Genomic DNA, 20,485 nt, shown 5'->3' with positions numbered 1-20,485 from the left:
GCGTGCCGTCGGCAGACCGCGCCCTCGCCTTGCTTGCCGCTGGTGAAAGTCGAGTTTCCTGAGTTACGCACCGGCTGCTCGAGCTTGGCAGACGTCATGGCCGAACCAGTTACGAAGCCGGTCGGGACCCGAACGAATCCTCGTTCTTTCTCCGCCTTCCGTTGCGTGACCGCAAACTAGCCCGCTTCATCAGGAAAACCAAGCGTTTTTCTTCAAGATCAGGAAATATCCTTAGCACACGCAACAAATGCCTTATCAAGTGCCCGCTACAAAGAGCAGCACCCTGTCGCGCCCACCAAGATCGCAGCGCGCTTCGACGAGAGAAAACCCTTTTTCCTCAAAGATTTGCGTCACGGTCTGCTGCTGATCGTAGCCGATTTCCAGCCCGATGAGACCGCCGTCTGCGAGATGTTGCCCCGCATCCTTTGCGATTGCCCGATAGGCATCGAGACCATCGGCACCGCCATCCAGTGCTTTCGGCGGATCATGCTTCAGCACCTCGGGCTCCAACGTTTCCATGACCGAGCTTGGAATGTAGGGCGGGTTTGAGACAATCAGGTGGTATTTGCCCTGCACCGCAGCGAACCAGGAGCCGAGACGCGTTTCGAAGCGATCGGATAGCCCGTTTTCGCTGGCATTGCTGAGCGCGGTCTGCAGCGCATCCGCGGACACGTCGACCCCGACAGCACGGGTCTGTTTTGTCTGCTCAAGCAGCGCCAGCGCAATCGCGCCCGTCCCCGTTCCAAGATCGAGAATGCTGACCGGACCATTCTTTTGCTCCAGCGCCTGCAGATGCGGCAGCACCGCATCGACCAGAATTTCCGTATCCGGCCGTGGCTCCAGCGTCTCGGCAGAAAGGGCAAGGGTCAACCCGTAGAAGGCACGTCGGCCGATGATGCGGAATACCGGCTCGCGGTCGAGCCGCTGCTGCACCGCCCGCTCGATCGCCTGCAGAATATCTGACGGAAGATCCGCATCGCCATCTGTCACCAGCTGCGTCGTGGTGAGCTCTGCAAAATGACAGACCAGGAGACGCGCATCGGCAGCTGCATCGACAAGACCCGCCGCTTCAAACCGCTTCCGGGCGTCCGCAATCACGGCGCAGGGGCTTGAAGGTTTGCTCATCCTTGCACGTCGCCGAGCTGCGCCAGCTGGCCAGCCTGGTAGTCGGCAATCAGCGCATCGACCATTTCGTCGATTTCGCCCTCGATCATCCGGTCGAGCTTGTAGAGCGTCAGGTTGATCCGGTGATCCGTCACCCGCCCCTGCGGAAAATTGTAGGTCCGGATGCGCTCGGAGCGGTCGCCCGATCCGACCTGGCTCTTGCGGCTGGCGGAGCGTTCGCTGTCGGCCTTCTGCCGCTCGATGTCGTAGAGCCGGGAGCGCAACACCTGCATGGCCTTGGCGCGGTTCTGATGCTGCGATTTCTCCGAGGACGTAACGATCAGCCCGGTCGGCAGGTGCGTGATGCGTACGGCGGAATCGGTGGTGTTCACGTGCTGCCCGCCGGCTCCCGACGAGCGCATGGTATCGACGCGAATATCTTCCGGCCGGATCTCGATGTCGATCTCTTCGGCCTCGGGCAAAACGGCAACCGTCGCAGCAGACGTATGGATGCGCCCGCTCGCTTCCGTTTCCGGCACCCGCTGCACGCGGTGCACACCGCTTTCGAACTTCAGCTTGGAAAACACGCCGCGTCCGCTGATCGTCGCGATGATTTCCTTGTAGCCGCCGGCTTCACCCTCGCTTGCCGAGAGAACTTCGACCTTCCAGCCCTTGGTGGAGGCGAAGCGCTCATACATGCGGAAGAGGTCACCGGCAAAGAGTGCAGCCTCGGAGCCCCCCGTGCCGGCCCGGATTTCGAGGATCGCGCTCTTTTCGTCGGCTGCATCTTTCGGCAGGAGAAGGATCTGGATCTCGTCCTCGAGCGCTTCGATGCGCGCGTCCACCTCCGGCAGCTCCATTTCCGCGAGATCGCGCATCTCGCGGTCCGTTGCTTTGTCGGCGAGCATGGCCTTGAGATCGGCTGCTTCCGCAGTTGCCGCCTCGTAGGCGCGGATCTGCTTAACCACCGGTTCCAGCTCGGAATACTCCGAGGCGAGCTTCACATAGACATCCGCCGCCGGTCCTGCCGACATCCGCGCCTCGATTTCGCCGAAACGGCGTTCAAGTTCGCGCATTTTCTCGACAGGAAGCTTGGCCACCCACGTCTCCAGAGGTTGAGATCGGTTCAGACGGAAATATCGTTGGTCTCGGCATAACGCACGAGCCAGTCGCGCACTGACACGCCCGGCGTGTCGTCGTCAAGCACCGCGTTGAGCTCGGCGGAGAGATGCGTCACATCGGTGCCGAGCAGCATGGCCTTGACCGGGCCGATGGCCGTCGGCGACATCGAGATCGAGCGGAAGCCGATGCCGAGCAGCGCCAGCGCCGAGAGCGGCTTGCCCGCCATTTCCCCGCACAATGTCAGCGACGTCTTGTTGCGGTCAGCCGCCCGGACGATATCGCGCAGAATGCGCAGGAAAGGCCGGCCGAGATTGTCGAACCGATCCGAGACCCGCGCATTGCCGCGATCCACCGCCATGGAAAACTGGAAAAGGTCGTTCGACCCGACCGAAACGAAATCGACTTCGGCCATCAGCTCGTCCATCTGCCAAAGCAGGGCTGGCACTTCGAGCATGGCGCCAAACTGCAGCTTCTTCGGCAATTGGTGGCTGAACTTCGACAGGTGCTGGACCTCCCGCTGCATCAACTCACGAACGGCACGGATCTCCGAAACCTCGGTCACCATCGGCAGCATGATCTTAAGCTCTGCTCCGGAGCAGGCCTTCAACAATGCGCGCAGCTGCGTCCGCAGCAGTCCGGGCCGGTCGAGCGAAAGCCGGATGGCGCGCCATCCGAGAGCTGGATTTTCCTCTTCCTGGGCACGGAAATAGGAGACGACCTTGTCGCCGCCGATATCGAGCGTCCGAAAGGTCACCGGCTTGCCGTTCGCTTGGCGCAAGACGCTCCGATAGAAGCTCTCCTGCTCCTCGCCCTTCGGCATGGTCGAGGCGATCATGAACTGCAGCTCGGTCCGGAACAGGCCAATGCCATCGGCACCGGAATCGGCCAGTTGCGGCAGATCGACCAGAAGACCCGCATTCATCTGCAGGGTGATGCGCTTCCCGTCCTTGGTCAAAGGCTCAACGTCGCGCAGGGCGCGGAACTGCTCCTGCCGGCGGGCGCGCAGCCGCACCTTTTCTTCATAGGCCTTCTGCATTTCGCTGACAGGCCGGACGTATACCTTGCCGTCGTCGCCATCGATGATGACAGGGTCGCCGTTTTCGGCAAGCGCCACGGCGCCTGCGGCCTGCCCGACGACAGCGATGCCCATGGCCCGCGCCACGATCACCACATGGCTGGTAACTGCCCCTTCCTCCAGCACCAGACCGCGCAGGTTCTCGCGCGGATAGTCAAGCAGTTCCGCCGCCCCCATCGCGCGGGCAAAGACGATCGCGTCATTGGGGAAACCGTTGACGGCGCTGCGCGGCGAAAAGCCGGTCAATTGCCTGAGAAGGCGGTTCGCCAGATCGTCAAAGTCGTGCATGCGCTCGCGCAGATAAGGATCGGTCAGGCGCATCATCCGCGCCTTGGTATCGCTCTGCACCTTTTCGACCGCGGCTTCGGCCGTCAGGCCGTTGTGGATCGCCTCTTCCATGCGCCGCACCCAGCCCTGGTCATGGGCAAACATGCGGTAGGTTTCGAGCACCTCGCGATGCTCGCCCTCCATGGAAACCTCACGGCGCGACAGCATGTCGTCGATCGAAAGCCTCAGCGAGCCGATCGCTTCGGCCAATCGGCGGATTTCCGTCTCGCTGTCTTCGTTGAGCAGGTTGGTGACGACGACGCGCGGCTCGTGCAGCACCACGTAGCCGAGCCCGATCCCTTCGGAATAGCTATCGCCCTCGATCTCGACCGGCCGGGTCAGATCCAGCTCCAGTCCGGGGCGGGTAATCTTCTTCAGTTCGCCGGTGGCGATCATCTCAGCCAGCACCATTGCCGTGGTTTCGAGCGCTTCCAGCTCGTCTTCACGGTAGTTGCGCTGCGCCTTGTTCTGCACGACGAGAACGCCCAAACTGCGGCCAGCCCTAAGGATCGGCACGCCGAGGAAGGAATGGTAGATCTCTTCGCCCGTCTCCGGCAGATAGCGGAACGCCGGATGCGCCTGGGCATCGGAAAGATTGAGGGATTGGGCGGAGGCTGCGATGGTACCGACGAGACCCTGACCCATCTTCAGCTGGGCAAGGTGAACGGCATCCTTGTTCAGACCTTCGGTAGCGTAAAGCTCAAGCACGCTGTCGGATCGCAGCACATAGACGGAGCAGACCTCAGCGACCATATTGCTCGCGATCTGGCGAACGATCCGGTCCAGGCGCTCCTGCGGCTCAAGCGGCTCTGCCATCAATTCGCGCAGCCGCTTAAGCAGGACGCGAGGACCCGCTGAAAGGTCTCTCATCGCGTATTCGCTCCACTTCCCATTTGGTCAGCGGATCTTTTTCCCGGCCATCGGCGATGGCTGGGAATTTTTTGTCCGCTCTATGGAATCAATTCTTATCCAGACCGTAGCAGGAATGCAAAGTGCGAACCGCAAGCTCGGCATAGGGGCCGTCGATCAGGATCGAAATCTTGATCTCGGAGGTGGTGATCGCCTTGATGTTGATGCCCTTCTCGGCGAGCGCCTTGAAAGCGGTTGCGGCAACGCCCGCATGGCTGCGCATGCCGATCCCGATGACCGACACTTTCACCAGACCCTTTTCGCTCTGCAGAACGTCGAAGCCGATCTTGTCCTTGTTCGAGTTGAGAACGGCAAGCGCCTTGTCGACATCGCCCGACGGCACGGTGAAGGTCATGTCGGTCTTCGAACCATCTTCCGAGATGTTCTGAACGATCATGTCGACATTGATGTGGGATTCAGCAAGCGGTCCGAAGATCGCCGCGGAAACGCCCGGCCTGTCGGCGAGACGCCGGAGCGAAATCTGGGCTTCATCCTTGGCGTAGGCAATACCGGTGACGACTTCCTGTTCCACGATCTCTTCCTCGTCGCAAATCAATGTACCGGGCGGGTTCATCAGATCGCCCATGCCCGGCGCATCGGGATCTTCAAAGCTGGAGCGCACGAAGGTGCGGACCTTATGCACCATGGCGAGTTCAACGGAGCGCACCTGCAAGACCTTGGCACCGAGCGATGCCATCTCGAGCATTTCCTCGAACGCGATCTTCTTCAGGCGACGCGCCTTCGGCTCGATGCGTGGGTCGGTGGTGTAGACGCCATCGACATCCGTATAGATGTCGCAGCGATCCGCCTTCACGCCGGCAGCAATTGCCACAGCAGAGGTGTCGGAGCCGCCACGACCGAGCGTTGCGATGCGATTGTCCGGGCCGATACCCTGGAAACCGGCGACAACAGCCACCTGGCCCTCGCCCATGCGGCGAATGATATCGGTGCCGTCAATCTCCTGGATGCGCGCGGCGCCATGGGCATTGTCGGTCTTGATCGGAATCTGCCAGCCCTGCCAGGAGCGCGCATTGACGCCGAGCGACTGCAGCGCGATCGCCAGAAGGCCCGATGTCACCTGCTCGCCGGATGCGACAATTGCATCGTATTCGCGCGCGTCATAAAAGGGTGAATCGGCGCCGGCGACCTTGGGCATGTTTTGCACCCAGTCGACAAGTTCGTTGGTTTTGCCGGACATGGCGGACACGACGACGGCCACTTCATGGCCGGCATCGACCTCGCGTTTCACATGGCGCGCGACATTGTGAATGCGTTCGAGATTGGCGACGGATGTTCCGCCGAACTTCATGACGATGCGAGCCATAGATTTGAACCGTATGCCCTAGGATTAAGCCGGTCACACCGGCACAGAAATACCGGCCTGCGCTCAGTCCCGCAGGTTGCGGGGCTTTTAGTCCATATGTTCCTGGCACGCAACGGTCACATGACCTGCAAACGGTACGGCGTCGGAAGGATTTTCACTTTGGTGCGATCAGGAACCTATGCGCGAGCCGCTTGCCGGCGCGGCGAAACAAAAAGGGGGGCGCAAGCCCCCCTGTCGATAAGTGTGTGCTCCGTTGCGACTTAGCGGCAACGTTCTGGCTGCTCCGCGCAAATCTGTTCGCGTTTTTCCCGCAGTCGACGGATCGGGTGGTTGTCGCGGTCGTCATTGCCGCGAGCCTGGTCTGCCTGCGGACGGCGATATTCCTCAGGCCGGCGGTTTTCGCCCGAATCGCGGTCACGGTCGCGCCAATCCCGATCCCGATCCCGATCCCGATCCCGATCCCGATCACGATCACGATCACGGTCGCGATCCCGGCCATCATTGTCGCCGCGCCAATCGCGGTCACGGTCGCGGTCACGCCAATCCCGGTCACGATCGCGTCTGTCGCGGTCATCCCGCCAGTCCGGGCCGCGGCTCCAGCGGTCGCGCTCGCGATAGAAGGAGCGCCCGCGATAATGGTCGTCCCAGTAGCGACCGACACTGAACGTCACTGTCGGAATGCCAAGCGGGCGGTAGTATTCCGGCTCAACATAAACGCGGCGCTGCGAATAGGTCGTCTGCAAGTAGGAGCCGGAGATCCAACCGCGATACCCGGCAACCGATACGTCGCACCAGTTGGCACTCGACAAGCAGCCGCGAATGTCGACGCGGCTCCCGGCAGGGACGACGAAAACCGCAGGGTAGCGGGTGCTTGGGCCAGACCGCATGTTGACATTGGCTGTCGCAACGGCAGGCGCCGCCTCGGCCAGCGCGGGCCCTGCCACGGACGCCACGGCAGCCAGGGCCATGAACCAGTATTTACGCATGAAGTTTTCTCCTGCTGATGGAATAAGCGCAGTGTCGCTCGGGCTTGAAACGTAAAGCGGCAGCCTGCGGTTCCGTGTCACTCGGAATGCCGCGACCTGCGACCTCCCTTGCCCTTGACTTCGCAAGCTATTGGGACGACTTGAAGGCCAAGGTAGAGCAGGAGTAAGATGCATGAGTGCAGAGCCACGCACCACCATTGATCAGGCGGAAGTCGACCGTTTCTCGGCCATGGCAGCCGAATGGTGGGATCCGACCGGCAAGTTCAAGCCGCTCCACAAGATCAACCCTGTGCGCCTTGCCTATATCCGCGACAAGGTTTCGACACATTTCGGTCGAGACCCCAAGGGCCATCGTCCGCTGGAAGGCCTGCGTATCCTCGACATCGGCTGTGGCGGCGGACTGCTCTCCGAGCCGGTGGCCCGGATGGGCGGCGAGGTCCTCGGTGCCGACGCCTCCGAGAAAAACATCAAGATTGCCATGACCCATTCCGCCCAGAGCGGCGTTCCCGTCGATTACCGGGCCGTCACCGCGGAGGCCCTGGCAGAGGCCGGAGAAACCTTTGACGTGATCCTCAATATGGAAGTTGTCGAACACGTCGCCGATGTGGATTTCTTCCTCTCCACCTGCGCCTCGATGGTCCGCCCCGGCGGCCTGATGCTGGTATCCACCATCAACCGCACCATGAAGGCCGCAGCACTCGCCATCGTTGGCGCGGAATATGTACTGCGCTGGCTGCCGCGCGGCACCCACCAGTATGAAAAGCTGGTTCGCCCGGAGGAGATCGAAGGCCCGCTCGCCAGAAGCGGCATGCAGGTTCTGGAAATGAAGGGGGTCTTCTTCAACCCGCTGCAGAACCAATGGAATTTGTCGAGCGACATCGACGTCAACTACATGGCGCTTGCCTGCCGCCCTGGACAGCCGTCATGACCGCCGCTCGTGACGTCGTCGACTTCTGGCAGAAGGCAGGCCGCGAAAAATGGTTCGCCAAGGACGATGCCTTTGATGCCGCCATTCGCGAAAACTTTCTCGATCTGCATTTCAAAGCTGCGCGCAATGAAGTGTCGGACTGGATGGAAACGGCGGAAGGGGCGCTTGCCCTGATGATCCTGCTGGACCAGTTCCCCCGCAACCTCTTCCGCAATTCCGGCCATGCCTTTGCCACTGATCCGTTGGCATTGTCACTGGCGAAGAAGTCGATCGAGCTCGGTCACGACACAGCGACCGAACCGGATCTTGCCGGCTTCTTCTATCTGCCCTTTGAACATGCCGAGGATCTGGCAGAACAGGAACGCTGCATCGCACTGTTCACGGCACTGACAGACCGCGGCGGACCAAAGGATTATCTCGACTACGCGGTCATCCATCGCGACGTCATCGTCCGTTTCGGCCGCTTCCCCCACCGCAATCCGGCGCTTGGGCGCACGACGACGGCAGATGAGCAGGTCTTTCTGAACGAGGGCGGCTTCAAGGGCTGAAGGGGTCAGACCGGCAGATTGAGCACAGTCTCGAGCAGATCACCTTGCACGGCCGCATTCGCGGCCGCGCGCTCCTTTACCAGTGATCGATCGATAACTGCGGGAGCGCCATCAGGGCTATAGGCCTGCTTGAAGGTGAAACACTGAGGCCCACACCCCTGGTCGACAAGCATTTCGAAGCGCGCGACGCCTTCCTGCCAATCGGGTCGATGGCCCGCTGCCACCCAGAACATCACCAGCGGCGGCCAGTCCTGAACGACATTCCAGCGCCGTGCGTACTTCAGCGCATTCGCGTGCACGCCGGTATACGCAAAGGCCATCAGACTTTCGATATCGCGCCAGAGCGACAGCGAAGACACCGCGGCGCCACCTCCCCGCTCAGCAAGAAAACGCGGAAAAACCTGCGGTCCCCAGCTTGGCGGCCCCGGTTCCCCGTCATAGCCTGACCTTGCGATGAAACCTGGCGCGCGCTCCGCCGCTTTAAAATTGGCCGGCTCTCTGAGGCTGAAGCCCTGCACCGCTTCGCTGCCGAATTCATCGACATGAATGCCAAAATTGTAAATCGCCAGATGCGCGCTGGCTGCCATCAGTTCACGTCATCCGGCAGAACCGGCAGTGGTGCGACGGCAATCCCCTCCTCGATCAGGGACTTGACCTCGACAGGCGAAGCCTCGCCGATAATGCCGCGCGCTTCCGTTTCACCGTAATGGATCTTGCGCGCCTCTTCCGGGAACCGGCGGCCCACATCCTCGCTGCTGTCGCGGATCTCGCGCATGGCCTGCTTGATCTTCTCGAATGCCTGCTTCTGCACGTCAGAAACGGCCAAGGCCTGCGTCGCTTCCTTGGCTCGAGCAGTGGAGACCGACGGCGCCATCAGGGCCTTGGAAACCTCGCCCGATCCACAGATCGGACACGTCAGAAAGCCACTTGCCTTCTGACGGTCGAATTCGGCGCTGCCTGCAAACCAGCCCTCGAATTCATGGGCCTGATCACAACAGAGAGTGTAGCGGATCAAACCGTGACGCCTCCCTTCGCCAGAACGGGCGCAGCCTCCAGCGAGAACTCACGGCCGTTCTTCAGGTTCGGGACTTTTGCCCGGCAAGCCTTCACCGCCTGAATATCGATCTCGGCGATGACGACGGCCTCGCCGGTTCCGCCGGCAGCAGCCAGGATCTTGCCCCAGGGGCCAACGATCATCGAATGACCGAAGGTCTCGCGACCATCTTCATGCACGCCGGCCTGCGCGGCGGAAATGACGAAGGCACCGTTCTCGATGGCCCGTGCGCGCAAAAGGATTTCCCAATGCGCCTCGCCCGTCTGCTTGGTGAAGGCTGCTGGCGTCGTCAGGATCTCCGCGCCCGCCATGGCCTCGGCCCGGAACAGATGCGGGAAACGCACGTCGTAACAAATGCCGAAACCAAGCTTGCCGAATGGCAGATCGGCAACGACGGCCCACTCGCCCGGGCGATAGACGGCGCTTTCCCGCCAGCTCTCGCCATTGTCGAGATCGACATCGAACATGTGGATCTTGTCGTAGCTGGTGATCTTTTCGCCCTTCGGCCCGAACAGGAAGGCACGATTGGCAATCCTGCCATCGTCAAGCTTGATGGCAGTGGAGCCGATATGCAGGTGGATGCCAAGCTCGCGCGCAAGATCGGCAGCGGCCTTGACGACCAGGTCGCTCTCCTCGTCGCGCAGGACGGCCATCAGGCCTGGACGATCCTTCTGCACGGCACCGGTCATCTCCGGCGTCTGCACATAGATCGCGCCGCGCGCGGCGGCATCGCGCACCAGCCGGGTCATGCTCTCCACGTTGCGCGCCGGATCCACACCCGAACACATTTGAATGGCGGCAGCCTTGAAGACCATCGTTGCTCTCCTCAATGGTGCAGCAGGGGATCGAGCTTACCTGCCCGATCCAGCGCATAAAGGTCGTCACAACCACCGACATGGGTTTCGCCGATGAAGATCTGCGGAAAGGTGGTCCGACCATGCGCCCTATCGAGCATCTGCTGGCGCAGATCGGCATTGCCGGTCGCGTCGTGCTCCGTGAACGCCACCCCCTTTTGCTCAAGCAGCATCTTGGCTCGAGTGCAGTAACCGCATCCCTGCCGGGTATAGATTGTCACATTCACCATCTGCAACTCCGCTTTGCCGCTGCTTTACGCTGCTCTATCAAGTACTTCATATAGGCTGAGCCAGAGCCCTTGCAAAGGTCAAAACAGTCACATCCGCGACCCCCGCCCGTTTGAGCGCGGTGACCGCAGCGCCGACCGTCGCCCCCGTCGTGTAGACATCGTCAATTAGAATCAGCCGGCGCCCGAGCACCAGATCCACCGTCTCGTCCGGCACGGCAAAAGCACCCCGGACATTGAGAAGCCGCTGATTGGCAGTGAGCCCGACCTGCTGCGTCGTCCGCTTCTTTCGGATCAGCGCCTGCGGCAGGAATGGCTTGCCCGCCTGGCGCGCCAGATGCCGTGCCAGTTCGGCGGACTGATTGAACATCCGTCCCATCAGACGCATCCGGTGCAGCGGCACGCTGACCACAGCATCCGAGGCCGCGATTTCCGCGCTCGCCGCCCGCATCATCCAGGCCGCCATCATCGGCGCAAGATCCAACCGGTCGCGATATTTGAGGTCCTGCACAAGCTGGCGCGCCACACCCTCGTACAGCGCAACCGAACGCAACCGATCAAAGACCGGCGGGTTGGCGATCGCTTCGGGCGAGATGGCGCCTTCTCCCGGATCATACGCAAAGGGAGACCCGAGGATTTCGCAGAAGGGCCGCTCGATCAGCCGCAAGCTTGCCCAGCAGTCCACGCACAGTGCCTGATGCCGCACCGTCAGCATCCCACAGCCAGCGCATACCGGCGGATGGACATAGGAAAGCACAGCGCGCAGGACAGCCCCGGCCTGGACCCGGCTGACCCTGGCCGATTTCTGCACTATGTCCTTGAGCATGACTTGACTTTACGCCCAAGCCCGCGCCTTTGCCAAGGCACAGGCAGGAAGACACGAGATGAATGCAATTTTCGACGAAGCCCTGATTGCCAGAAATCGCGAGAAAGCGATCCAGCGATTTTCTCCAGGCAGTGATTTCCTGCTTTCGATCGCGGCTGAGGAATTCGGCGAGCGGCTCTCCCTCACCGAACGCCGCTTCGAAGAGGCCGTCGAATTGTTCGGCGCAACAGGGCTTGCCGCAAAAGCAGCGCTTGCGACCGGCAAGGTCGACCACATGCGCCGCATCGAGACGACACCGGCTTTTGCCGGCTCTAACGGTCCCATCGAGCCGACTGCCTTCGAAACTGTGCCGCTCGCGCCTGAGAGCACCAATCTGATCCTTGCTCCGCTTTCGCTGCACCTGACCAACGACACCCCCGGCATGCTGATCCAGATGCGCCGGGCGCTGAAGCCCGATGGCCTGCTGCTTGCTGCGATCCCCGGCTCGGGAACCCTGTCGGAACTGCGTGAGGTGCTCCTTGCGACCGAAACAGAGCTTTATGGCGGCGCCAGCCCGCGCGTCATCCCCTTTGCCGACATCCGCGACATCGGCGGCCTCCTGCAGCGGGCAGGCTTTGCGCTTCCGGTCATCGACGAGGAAATTTATACGGTCCGCTACGACCACATTTTTGCACTGATGCGGGATCTCAAGGCCATGGGCATGGCCAACCCGCTGCTCGGTCGCAGCCGCCGTCCGGTCTCGCGCCGTTTCTTCCTGCGTGCCGCCGAACTTTACGCAGAGCGCTTTGCCGATCCGGACGGTCGCATCCGGGCAAGCTTTTCGGTTGTCTATCTCTCAGGCTGGGCGCCGCACGAGAGCCAGCAGAAGCCGCTCAAGCCAGGATCGGCGAAAATGCGTCTTGCAGACGCGCTGGATCCAACCAGGCGCCTCGACGGTCAGGACTGACCCTCTTCAATCCATCTTGGCGTTGGCGTCAGCGATGTTCGTATTGATGGTGTTGAACGTGCCCATCAGCGAATTTGTAAAGGCGCCGTAACCGCTGATCAGCGCCACGCTCATGATCGCGGCGATCAGACCGTATTCAATGGCGGTCGCAGCCTTCACGTCTGCCAGGAAGAGTTGAAACAAGCGCATTGAAAACTCCAGATACAAATTGGACGCCGCCGCTTCTATCGGCTGCCGGTAAAAGCTTTAGCAGGCGGAACCCATCTCCGGTCCGTAGCCGTTGACAATGCAGACGGATCCAGGGGTCTTCTGAAGCACGCTGCGCCGAATGGTATAGCGCTTGCCGTTGTCGGATTTCGGAATCGAGCCGGTCGACATCATGTCGATTTCATCAGGCTGGAAAGCCAATGTCTCTCGCTCGACTGAGCCGGACACCATGGGGGTCACGACCAGCGAAAACGCGATGGCTGCAGTGGCAAACAAAAGTGCAATATTCAGCACGCCGATCTGCCCGCCCCTCAACAAGGACCGGACCTTCGGTTCTTCCGCCTTCCGCAATGACTCATTGACCATAACACGCTCCGCACACGATTCTCACGCATGAACAGCGCCATTTTGGCCCGGCGGGTATAAACTTTTGATTAAGATGCGATGGCGAATTGAGCCATTATTAAAGCAGATCCTGAAGAAATGGGATCAATGGCTCGTCGGCGGGCGGCATGGGGTAGTCGCGTAGCGCTTTTGCGCTCACCCACTTCAGAGCCTGCCCTTCGCGGCCTCGGGCGATGCCCTCGTAGCGCCGGCAGATATAGAGCGGCATCAGCAGATGAAAGGTCTCATAGGTGTGGCTGGCAAAGGTCAACGGCGCAAGGCAGGCGATCTTGGTCTGGATCCCGAGCTCCTCTTCCAACTCCCGCACCAGCGTCTCCTCGGGCGTCTCGCCCGCCTCAACCTTGCCGCCGGGAAACTCCCAGAGGCCGGCCAGCGATTTGCCTTCCGGGCGCTGCGCCAAAAGGATGCGGTTGTCGGCATCAACTAGCGCGCAGGCAGCCACAAGCAGGATCGGCCGGGGTGAGGAGGAAGCGTCGCTCATCAGGCGCCCTTTCGCCAATAGGCATAGCGATAGGCTTCGGTGAAGCCCATCTTTGCGTAAAGCGCAAGAGCCGCCTTGTTATCGGCCACCACCTGCAGCCAGGCGGCGCGCGCACCGCGCATCCGCGCCCAGCGCAGCGCCGAGGTCAGAAGCTCGACGCCAAGTCCCTGACGCCGGCGATCTGCCCGTACGGCAAGCGACATGAGGCCGGCCAGATCATTGTCCTGCACGCAAAGCGTTGCGGCCAGCGGCCCGTCCTCGGCATCCTCGATGACGAAGAGGCCGGTCGGAGGTTGAATGGCACTGACGATTTCAGCCAGCGCCGGCTTGCCGGCGGGATCGGCCCCGTGCACGGCGATATCGGCATCGACATAACGTCCGACATCCTGCGTCGGCAGATAATCGAGCCCATCCGGCAGCTCGATTGTCGTCAGATCCGCGGTCAAGGTGACCACCTCTTCGAAACGCTCCCAGCCATTTTGCGCAAGATAATCGAGCAGCGGACGCGGAGACAGCGGCGTCTCGCGCACGAGCAAGGGCCGCCCGTGTGCTGCGAACTTGCGCTCGGCCTTCTCGATACGGAGCGGAATATCGCGCACGTCAGAAGGGTCGAGCGCCACAAGGCAGTTCAGCCGCTTCGATGGATGGCTGCCTGTCAGGCGGATCTGCCAGCTGCCGTCATAAGCAACGCTGCTTGCTGGCCAGGCACGAAAACCGACCGCTTCCAGGCGCCGGACAAGCGGCAGATTTTCGTCATGTATCATCTCATGCATTCCGGGATCAGCTGCGATAGTCGCCATTAATGGCAACATATTCCTTCGTCAGATCGCAGGTCCAGACAGTCGCCTTGCCGGAACCGAGCCCGAGATCGACCCGCACTGGGATATCCTGCTTTTTCATCACGGCGCTTGCCGCCTCTTCGGAATAGCCCTGATCGCGTTCGCCGTTGACGGCGACGCGCACATCGCCGAACCAGATGGCGAGCCTGTCGCGATCGGCGGCCTCTCCGGCCTTGCCCACCGCCATGACGATACGACCCCAGTTGGCGTCTTCGCCGGCGGCAGCCGTCTTGACCAGCGGCGAATTGGCAATCGACAGCGCAATCGTCTTGGCGGCAGCATCGCTTTCCGCGCCTGTCACGGTGATTTCGAGCATCTTGGTGGCACCCTCGCCGTCCCGCGCCACCTGGATCGCCAGATCCTTCAGAAGCGCGTTCAACGCCACCTTGAAGCCGTCTAGCGCGGGGTCGTTCGCGTCGGCAATCTCTGCCTGTCCGTCGGCCGCAGCGGCACCCGTGGCAAACAGCATGAGCGTGTCGGAGGTCGATGTATCACTATCGACCGTCATCGAATTGAAGCTCGGCTCCACCCCGGCAGAGAGCATTGCCTGCAAAGCCTGAGACGCAATCGCGGCATCCGTGACGACGAAGGACAGCATCGTGGCCATATCGGGCGCGATCATGCCGGCCCCCTTGGCGATACCGTTGATGGTGACAGGCACGCCGCCGATGTCGGCGCTGCGCGTGGCGACCTTCGGATAGGTATCCGTCGTCATGATCGCCTTTGCAGCCTCAAACCAGAAGTCACCGGTTGCCCGGCTGGCCATATCGTCGAGAACGCCAGAAAACTTGGTCGCGTCAAGCGGTTCGCCGATGACGCCGGTCGAAGCAAGATAGATCTCGTTCTCGCCACAGCCGAGCGCAGCGGCCGCCGAATTTGCTGTCAGATCCGTGGCCGCTCTGCCCTTGACGCCGGTAAAGGCGTTGGCATTTCCAGAATTGACCACCACACCGCGCGCCTTGCCGTGGCTCAGGTTCTTCCGGCAAAAGTCCACCGGAGCCGACGGGCATTTCGACTTGGTGAAAACGCCAGCAACGGAGGCCGGCTGATCGAAAACCATCAGCAGCACGTCAGTGCGGTTCTTGTATTTGATCCCGGCTTCGGCAGTGGCCATGCGCACGCCGCGAAGAACGGGCATCTCTGCATAGGATTTCGGGGCGAGCGGCGAAACTTTGGTGGTCATGGTGTGGCCCGTAATGGAAGGCCCGCAATCTGCGGGCCCTGAAACAACGTCTCTGAAACGGAAAAGCTTACTGCTGTGCCTGCTGCTTGTTGGCTTCGTCGTAGCCCTTGCGCAGCGCCTCGTCGAGGATCTCGACCGTCTGCTCAGCCTTCGCCTTTTCGATCAGCGCCAGATACTTGTCGCGCATCACCAGCTGGCGAACCTGCTGGGCAACGTCGTCAAAGGCCGGCGGCGGCGCATCGCGCTTGTCTTCCATCTTGATGACATGGAAGCCGAACTGCGTCTTGACCGGGGTCTTCGAATACGAACCCTTTTCCATGGCAAAGACGGCTTCTTCAAATTCCGGAACCATGCGGCCCTTGGAGAAGTAGCCGAGATCGCCGCCTTCGGTCTTGTTCGGGTCGGTCGACTTTTCCTTGGCCAGTTCGACGAAATCCTTGCCGGCATCGAGATCGGCAATGATGGCCTTGGCTTCGTCCTCGGTCTTCACCAGGATATGGCGTGCACGCACTTCTTCCTGCTTCGGAAGCTCTGCGATTTCCTTGTCGTAGCGCGCCTTGACCTCGTCATCCGTCACAGCATCGACAACGTTTTTCTTGAAATAAATGTTGTGCAGCTCGCGATCGGCGATGAATTCCATGCGGCGCTTGTATTCCGCGTCGTCCTTCAGACCGGCAGCCGTCGCGTCGCTTGCGAGAAGCTTGACATCGATCGCGCCAGAGAGAGCGGCAACCTTCTTCTGCTCGTCTGGCAGCTGCTGAAGCTGCGGATCGAGGTTGGAAATGGCCAGATCCAGCTCGGATTGCGTGATTTCAAGGTCACCGACCTTGGCCACCACGGCGTCGTCGGCAAACGCAGGAGCAGTCAATGTCAGAAGGGATACACCGGCTGCAGCGAGAAGTTTATTAAGGCGAAGCATGAAATACCTTTCGGATGGTGAACCGTTTCAAGACCGCTCGAATCGGGCAAAAAATTGTCCGATGCCCGGCAACTGCGGGGGTTTGGCACCAGCCTGCGCCGTTGACATCATTCGACCCCCCTCTTATCTGTCACGCAACCTCGCGTCCAGAGTAGTTTCAGGACGAATTTGTGCTGAGCAATCGCAATACATTGTGATCTGCTGGGTGCGTCAACGATATGACGAAGGTCAGAAAGGACCATTTCATGGTCAGTCTCGGTGGTCTTGCGCGCAAGATTTTCGGCTCGTCGAACGAGCGCCGCGTGCGTTCCTATAACCCGAACGTCGCAGCGATTGGCGCCCTCGAAGAGCAGATGAAGGCCCTGTCTGATGCCGAACTGGCAGGGAAGACGGAAGAATTCAAGCAGGCGCTCGCCTCCGGCAAGACGCTTGAAGACATTCTCGTGCCGGCCTTTGCGGTTGCTCGGGAAGGTTCGCGCCGCGCGCTTGGCATGCGACCTTTTGACGTGCAGCTGATCGGCGGCATGATCCTCAACGACAATGCGATTGCCGAAATGAAGACCGGTGAAGGCAAGACGCTGGTCGCAACGCTTGCCGTCTATCTCAACGCGCTCTCCGGCAAGGGCGTGCATGTCGTCACCGTCAACGACTACCTCGCCCGCCGCGATGCCACCACCATGAGCAAGCTCTACGGCTTCCTCGGCCTGTCCACCGGCATCATCGTGCACGGCATGTCCGACGACGAGCGCCGCGCGGCTTACGCTTGCGACATCACCTACGCGACAAACAACGAACTCGGCTTCGACTATCTGCGCGACAACATGAAGTATGAGCGCGCCCAGATGGTGCAGCGCGGGCACAACTTCGCGATCGTCGACGAAGTGGACTCGATCCTTGTTGACGAAGCGCGCACGCCGCTGATCATTTCCGGTCCGCTTGATGACCGCTCGGATCTCTACAACACGATCGACGCCTTCATCCCACTCCTCACCGAGGAAGACTATGAAATCGACGAGAAGCAGCGCTCGGCAAACTTCTCCGAAGTCGGCACCGAGAAGCTCGAGAACCTGCTTCGCCAGGCGGGCCTCCTGAAGGGCGAGAGCCTCTACGACGTCGAAAACGTCGCGATCGTCCACCACATCAACAACGCGCTGAAGGCCCACAAGCTCTTCACCCGCGACAAGGACTACATCGTCCGCAACGACGAAATCGTCATCATCGACGAATTCACCGGCCGCATGATGCCGGGCCGCCGTTACTCGGAAGGCCAGCACCAGGCGCTCGAAGCCAAGGAAAAGGTCACGATCCAGCCGGAAAACCAGACGCTGGCCTCGATCACCTTCCAGAACTATTTCCGCATGTACAAGAAGCTGGCCGGCATGACCGGTACGGCTGCGACCGAAGCCGAGGAATTCGGCAACATCTACGGCCTGGAAGTCGTGGAAGTGCCGACCAACCTGCCGATCCAGCGTATCGACGAGGACGACGAGGTCTATCGGACCGTCGAGGAAAAGTTCAAGGCGATCATCGAAGAGATCAAGGTCGCGAGCGAACGCAACCAGCCGGTTCTGGTCGGCACGACCTCCATCGAAAAGTCCGAGCTTCTGGCAAACATGCTGAGCCAGTCCGGCTTCAAGGACTTCAAGGTCCTGAACGCCCGCTATCACGAGCAGGAAGCCTATATCGTGTCGCAGGCCGGCGTCCCCGGCGCCGTCACCATCGCCACCAACATGGCTGGCCGCGGCACCGACATCCAGCTCGGCGGCAATCTCGACATGCGCATCGAGCACGAACTGGCCGAGGTTGAACCAGGCCCTGAGCGCGACGCCAAGGTCGAAGCCATCAAGGCGGACATTGCCACCCTGAAGCAGAAGGCGCTGGAAGCCGGTGGCCTTTACGTCATCGCCACCGAACGCCACGAAAGCCGCCGTATCGACAACCAGCTGCGCGGCCGTTCCGGCCGTCAGGGCGACCCGGGCCGCTCCAAGTTCTACCTGTCGCTGCAGGACGACCTGATGCGCATCTTCGGCTCCGACCGCATGGACGGCATGCTGCAGAAGCTCGGCCTGAAGGATGGCGAGGCCATCGTTCACCCGTGGATCAACAAGGCTCTGGAACGCGCGCAGAAGAAGGTCGAAGCCCGCAACTTCGACATCCGGAAGAACCTCCTGAAGTATGACGACGTCATCAACGACCAGCGCAAGGTGATCTTCGAGCAGCGCATCGAGCTGATGGATGCCGAGGATGTCTCGACCACGGTCACCGACATGCGCCACGAGGTCATCGAGACCATGGTTGCCATCCACATTCCGGCCAATGCCTATGCGGAGCAATGGGACGCGGCAGGCTTGAAGCAGAAGGTCGCGGCAACCCTCAATCTCGATCTGCCGATCGAAGCCTGGGTGCAGGAAGAAGGCATTGCCGAAGACGATATCTACAACCGCCTGGTCGAGGCGGCAGACAAGGCCTTCGCCGAAAAGGCAGAGCGCTTCGGCCCCGAACTCATGGCCTATGTCGAACGCTCCGTCCTCTTGCAGACCATCGACATGCTGTGGCGCGAGCACATCGTCAACCTCGACCACCTGCGCTCGGTCGTCGGCTTCCGCGGCTACGCCCAGCGCGATCCGCTGCAGGAATACAAGGCTGAAGCCTTCGAACTCTTCCAGGCCCTGCTCGCCAACCTGCGCGACACCGTCACCACACAGATGGCCCGTGTCGAGCTGGTGCGCGAAGCCCAGCAGCCGGCACCGGAATTGCCAGCAATGCAGCTTCATCACATCGATGCTGCAACGGGCGAAGACGAGGTTGCCGCCGCAGACCGCGACCCGAATGATCCCTCAACATGGGGACTGGTCGGTCGCAACGAGCCCTGCCCCTGCGGCTCTGGCAAGAAGTACAAGCACTGCCACGGCGTGCTCGAAGCGTGATCGGTGCATGCCTTAGGACTTGAAGCTTTTTCAATCTTTGGCTGATATAGCATGATGAAACGGGAACCGGAGCTCCGCGCCGGTTCCTTTTTTATGTGCGAGGACGGGATGGCAGACAGTGTCGGGCGGCAGCATTACTGGGACGCCCTCAGGGCCTTCCTGATGCTGCTCGGCATCCCCTATCACGCTGCCATGGTCTACGACGTGAGAGTAATCTGGGACATCCAGTCTCCCACCGGCAGCCCGTTTCTGACGCTCCTTGCCGGCGCGCTCGTCACATTTCGCATGCCAGCCTTCTTCATCGTTGCCGGCTTTTTCGCCGCCATGCTCTTGTCGCGACGTCCGCCGGCGGTCTGGCTGCGCGGGCGCATGATCCGCCTTGGCCTTCCTTTCCTGACCGGTCTTCTGCTGCTGGCACCCCTTCAGGTCGCCGTCATCGATCTTGCCGATGCCGTGAAGGGCGTGACCAGCATGACCGACGTCGTGGCGCGCACCACCCGTGACATCACCCATCCCGGCGCCCACTGGATCATGCATCTGTGGTTCCTGCCCGCCCTGATGATCTACAGCAGCCTGCTTGCCGCATTCTGGCACCCGCTGCACCGATGGCAGCATGGTCTGGCAAGGCTTGCCAGCGCCTCACCCTGGATTCTGGTTGTCGGAACGCTTGTTCTCGCAGCACTCGTCGTCGACCTGGCAGTCCCTCTGCTTGCCGCCATGCCGGGCCCGCTGCCAGATCTCTTGCGCCACGGCGTCGATCCCTATCTGCGCTACCTTCCCTACTTCGCCCTCGGGGTCGTGTTTTTCATGCACCCTACCACAAAAGCATCCCTGGTCTGGAAGGGTGGCCTGACCTTGCCGCTTCTGGCGTCGGCCAGCAGCCTTGCCGCATCGATGCTGCGCGGTCGGCCAGAGCTCTTGCTACCCCATTCTGTCATCGATGCGCTTGCAGCCGTGCTGATGAGCCTCTGGCTGATCGGGCTCGCCGAACGCTATTTCACCCGCGCAAATTCCCGCATCGACGCGCTCGTTGATGCCTCTTTCACGATCTACCTCTTCCACCATCCGCTGATCTTCGCGTTCGCAACCGCCTTTCTGCTGGTCTCCTGGCCACCCGTGATCGAGTTCGCCCTGATTGCCACCGCGAGCTTTGTCTTGTCCTACGCGATCCATCAGGTGTTGCGGCGTCTTCCGCTCGGCCTGCTTTTCTTCAACGGCGTCGTTCCATCCACAGGAAAACCCGGGGATCGCGTTGCCGCGAGCGCAGATCGCTCAAACGGCACACTTCGTTAAC

At 61.1% G+C, this 20,485-nt stretch carries 21 protein-coding genes; 5 read left to right on the top strand and 16 right to left on the bottom strand.

The window, feature by feature from the left end; all coding sequences use genetic code 11:
* Positions 1 to 255: 255 nt before the first annotated feature.
* From prmC to FAA97_RS14690, 5 genes are all read right to left on the bottom strand, one after another.
* Positions 256 to 1,125, bottom strand: coding sequence for a peptide chain release factor N(5)-glutamine methyltransferase (prmC, locus tag FAA97_RS14710; protein WP_136599287.1), 870 nt, complete (start codon positions 1,123 to 1,125; stop codon positions 256 to 258).
* Positions 1,122 to 2,204, bottom strand: a complete 1,083-nt coding sequence (gene prfA / locus FAA97_RS14705; RefSeq protein ID WP_136599286.1) for a peptide chain release factor 1 — start codon at positions 2,202 to 2,204, stop codon at positions 1,122 to 1,124. The genes prmC and prfA overlap by 4 nt, the downstream gene beginning before the upstream one ends.
* Before the next feature lie 26 nt (positions 2,205 to 2,230).
* Positions 2,231 to 4,498 carry a phosphoenolpyruvate--protein phosphotransferase gene (ptsP, locus tag FAA97_RS14700; protein ID WP_136599285.1) on the bottom strand — a complete coding sequence of 756 codons (2,268 nt, stop codon included), beginning with the start codon at positions 4,496 to 4,498 and terminating at the stop codon, positions 2,231 to 2,233.
* An 88-nt stretch (positions 4,499 to 4,586) separates the two neighbouring features.
* Positions 4,587 to 5,861 carry an aspartate kinase gene (locus tag FAA97_RS14695; RefSeq protein ID WP_136599284.1) on the bottom strand — a complete coding sequence of 425 codons (1,275 nt, stop codon included), beginning with the start codon at positions 5,859 to 5,861 and terminating at the stop codon, positions 4,587 to 4,589.
* Positions 5,862 to 6,121: 260 nt separating this feature from the next.
* Positions 6,122 to 6,847, bottom strand: a complete 726-nt coding sequence (locus FAA97_RS14690; protein WP_136599283.1) for an SH3 domain-containing protein — start codon at positions 6,845 to 6,847, stop codon at positions 6,122 to 6,124.
* Between the two features lie 172 nt (positions 6,848 to 7,019).
* Between FAA97_RS14690 and ubiG the strand changes: the two genes are divergently transcribed.
* Entirely contained in the window at positions 7,020 to 7,775 is a 756-nt protein-coding gene (gene ubiG, locus FAA97_RS14685) for a bifunctional 2-polyprenyl-6-hydroxyphenol methylase/3-demethylubiquinol 3-O-methyltransferase UbiG (RefSeq protein WP_136599282.1), read from the top strand.
* Positions 7,772 to 8,323, top strand: a complete 552-nt coding sequence (locus tag FAA97_RS14680) for a DUF924 family protein (RefSeq protein ID WP_136599281.1) — start codon at positions 7,772 to 7,774, stop codon at positions 8,321 to 8,323. The genes ubiG and FAA97_RS14680 overlap by 4 nt, the downstream gene beginning before the upstream one ends.
* A gap of 5 nt (positions 8,324 to 8,328) precedes the next feature.
* Here the strand turns inward: FAA97_RS14680 and FAA97_RS14675 are convergent, their stop codons facing one another.
* Genes FAA97_RS14675 through FAA97_RS14655 form a run of 5 tightly spaced genes read right to left on the bottom strand, consistent with a single transcriptional unit; the run spans position 8,329 to position 11,284 of the window.
* On the bottom strand, positions 8,329 to 8,910 hold the full coding sequence (locus tag FAA97_RS14675; protein WP_136599280.1) for a DUF3291 domain-containing protein: 582 nt from the start codon (positions 8,908 to 8,910) through the stop codon (positions 8,329 to 8,331).
* Entirely contained in the window at positions 8,910 to 9,338 is a 429-nt protein-coding gene (locus FAA97_RS14670) for a DUF1178 family protein (RefSeq protein ID WP_136599279.1), read from the bottom strand. The genes FAA97_RS14675 and FAA97_RS14670 overlap by 1 nt, the downstream gene beginning before the upstream one ends.
* Entirely contained in the window at positions 9,335 to 10,192 is an 858-nt protein-coding gene (locus FAA97_RS14665; protein WP_136599278.1) for a carbon-nitrogen hydrolase family protein, read from the bottom strand. Before FAA97_RS14665 ends, FAA97_RS14670 begins: the two co-directional genes overlap by 4 nt.
* A gap of 11 nt (positions 10,193 to 10,203) precedes the next feature.
* On the bottom strand, positions 10,204 to 10,461 hold the full coding sequence (grxC, locus tag FAA97_RS14660) for a glutaredoxin 3 (RefSeq protein ID WP_136599277.1): 258 nt from the start codon (positions 10,459 to 10,461) through the stop codon (positions 10,204 to 10,206).
* Positions 10,462 to 10,507: 46 nt separating this feature from the next.
* On the bottom strand, positions 10,508 to 11,284 hold the full coding sequence (locus FAA97_RS14655; RefSeq protein WP_136599276.1) for a ComF family protein: 777 nt from the start codon (positions 11,282 to 11,284) through the stop codon (positions 10,508 to 10,510).
* A 58-nt stretch (positions 11,285 to 11,342) separates the two neighbouring features.
* On the opposite strand from FAA97_RS14655, the gene FAA97_RS14650 reads away from it, so the two are divergent.
* Positions 11,343 to 12,230 carry a methyltransferase domain-containing protein gene (locus tag FAA97_RS14650; protein WP_136599275.1) on the top strand — a complete coding sequence of 296 codons (888 nt, stop codon included), beginning with the start codon at positions 11,343 to 11,345 and terminating at the stop codon, positions 12,228 to 12,230.
* Positions 12,231 to 12,236: 6 nt separating this feature from the next.
* Here FAA97_RS14650 and FAA97_RS14645 read toward each other — a convergent pair whose 3' ends face one another.
* The 6 genes from FAA97_RS14645 to FAA97_RS14620 form a co-directional block, all read right to left on the bottom strand.
* Complete coding sequence (locus FAA97_RS14645; RefSeq protein WP_136599274.1) at positions 12,237 to 12,419, bottom strand: Flp family type IVb pilin; 183 nt, start codon at positions 12,417 to 12,419, stop codon at positions 12,237 to 12,239.
* Positions 12,420 to 12,476: 57 nt separating this feature from the next.
* Entirely contained in the window at positions 12,477 to 12,803 is a 327-nt protein-coding gene (locus FAA97_RS14640) for a hypothetical protein (RefSeq protein ID WP_246041480.1), read from the bottom strand.
* Positions 12,804 to 12,900: 97 nt separating this feature from the next.
* Positions 12,901 to 13,323, bottom strand: coding sequence for an 8-oxo-dGTP diphosphatase MutT (gene mutT / locus FAA97_RS14635; RefSeq protein ID WP_136599273.1), 423 nt, complete (start codon positions 13,321 to 13,323; stop codon positions 12,901 to 12,903).
* The gene (locus FAA97_RS14630; protein WP_136599272.1) at positions 13,323 to 14,123 is read right to left on the bottom strand and encodes a GNAT family N-acetyltransferase; all 801 of its coding nucleotides are present in this window, start codon (positions 14,121 to 14,123) and stop codon (positions 13,323 to 13,325) included. Before FAA97_RS14630 ends, mutT begins: the two co-directional genes overlap by 1 nt.
* The gene (argJ, locus tag FAA97_RS14625) at positions 14,104 to 15,345 is read right to left on the bottom strand and encodes a bifunctional glutamate N-acetyltransferase/amino-acid acetyltransferase ArgJ (protein WP_136599271.1); all 1,242 of its coding nucleotides are present in this window, start codon (positions 15,343 to 15,345) and stop codon (positions 14,104 to 14,106) included. Before argJ ends, FAA97_RS14630 begins: the two co-directional genes overlap by 20 nt.
* Before the next feature lie 67 nt (positions 15,346 to 15,412).
* The gene (locus tag FAA97_RS14620; RefSeq protein ID WP_136599270.1) at positions 15,413 to 16,264 is read right to left on the bottom strand and encodes a peptidylprolyl isomerase; all 852 of its coding nucleotides are present in this window, start codon (positions 16,262 to 16,264) and stop codon (positions 15,413 to 15,415) included.
* A 245-nt stretch (positions 16,265 to 16,509) separates the two neighbouring features.
* Here FAA97_RS14620 and secA point away from each other — a divergent pair, with 245 nt between their 5' ends.
* The gene (secA, locus tag FAA97_RS14615) at positions 16,510 to 19,191 is read left to right on the top strand and encodes a preprotein translocase subunit SecA (protein WP_136599328.1); all 2,682 of its coding nucleotides are present in this window, start codon (positions 16,510 to 16,512) and stop codon (positions 19,189 to 19,191) included.
* A gap of 108 nt (positions 19,192 to 19,299) precedes the next feature.
* Entirely contained in the window at positions 19,300 to 20,484 is a 1,185-nt protein-coding gene (locus FAA97_RS14610) for an acyltransferase family protein (RefSeq protein WP_168801008.1), read from the top strand.
* Position 20,485: the final 1 nt, after the last annotated feature.

Source organism: Peteryoungia ipomoeae, assembly GCF_004912165.1.
Classification (GTDB): domain Bacteria; phylum Pseudomonadota; class Alphaproteobacteria; order Rhizobiales; family Rhizobiaceae; genus Allorhizobium; species Allorhizobium ipomoeae.
This window is presented reverse-complemented; position numbering and strand designations above follow the sequence as displayed.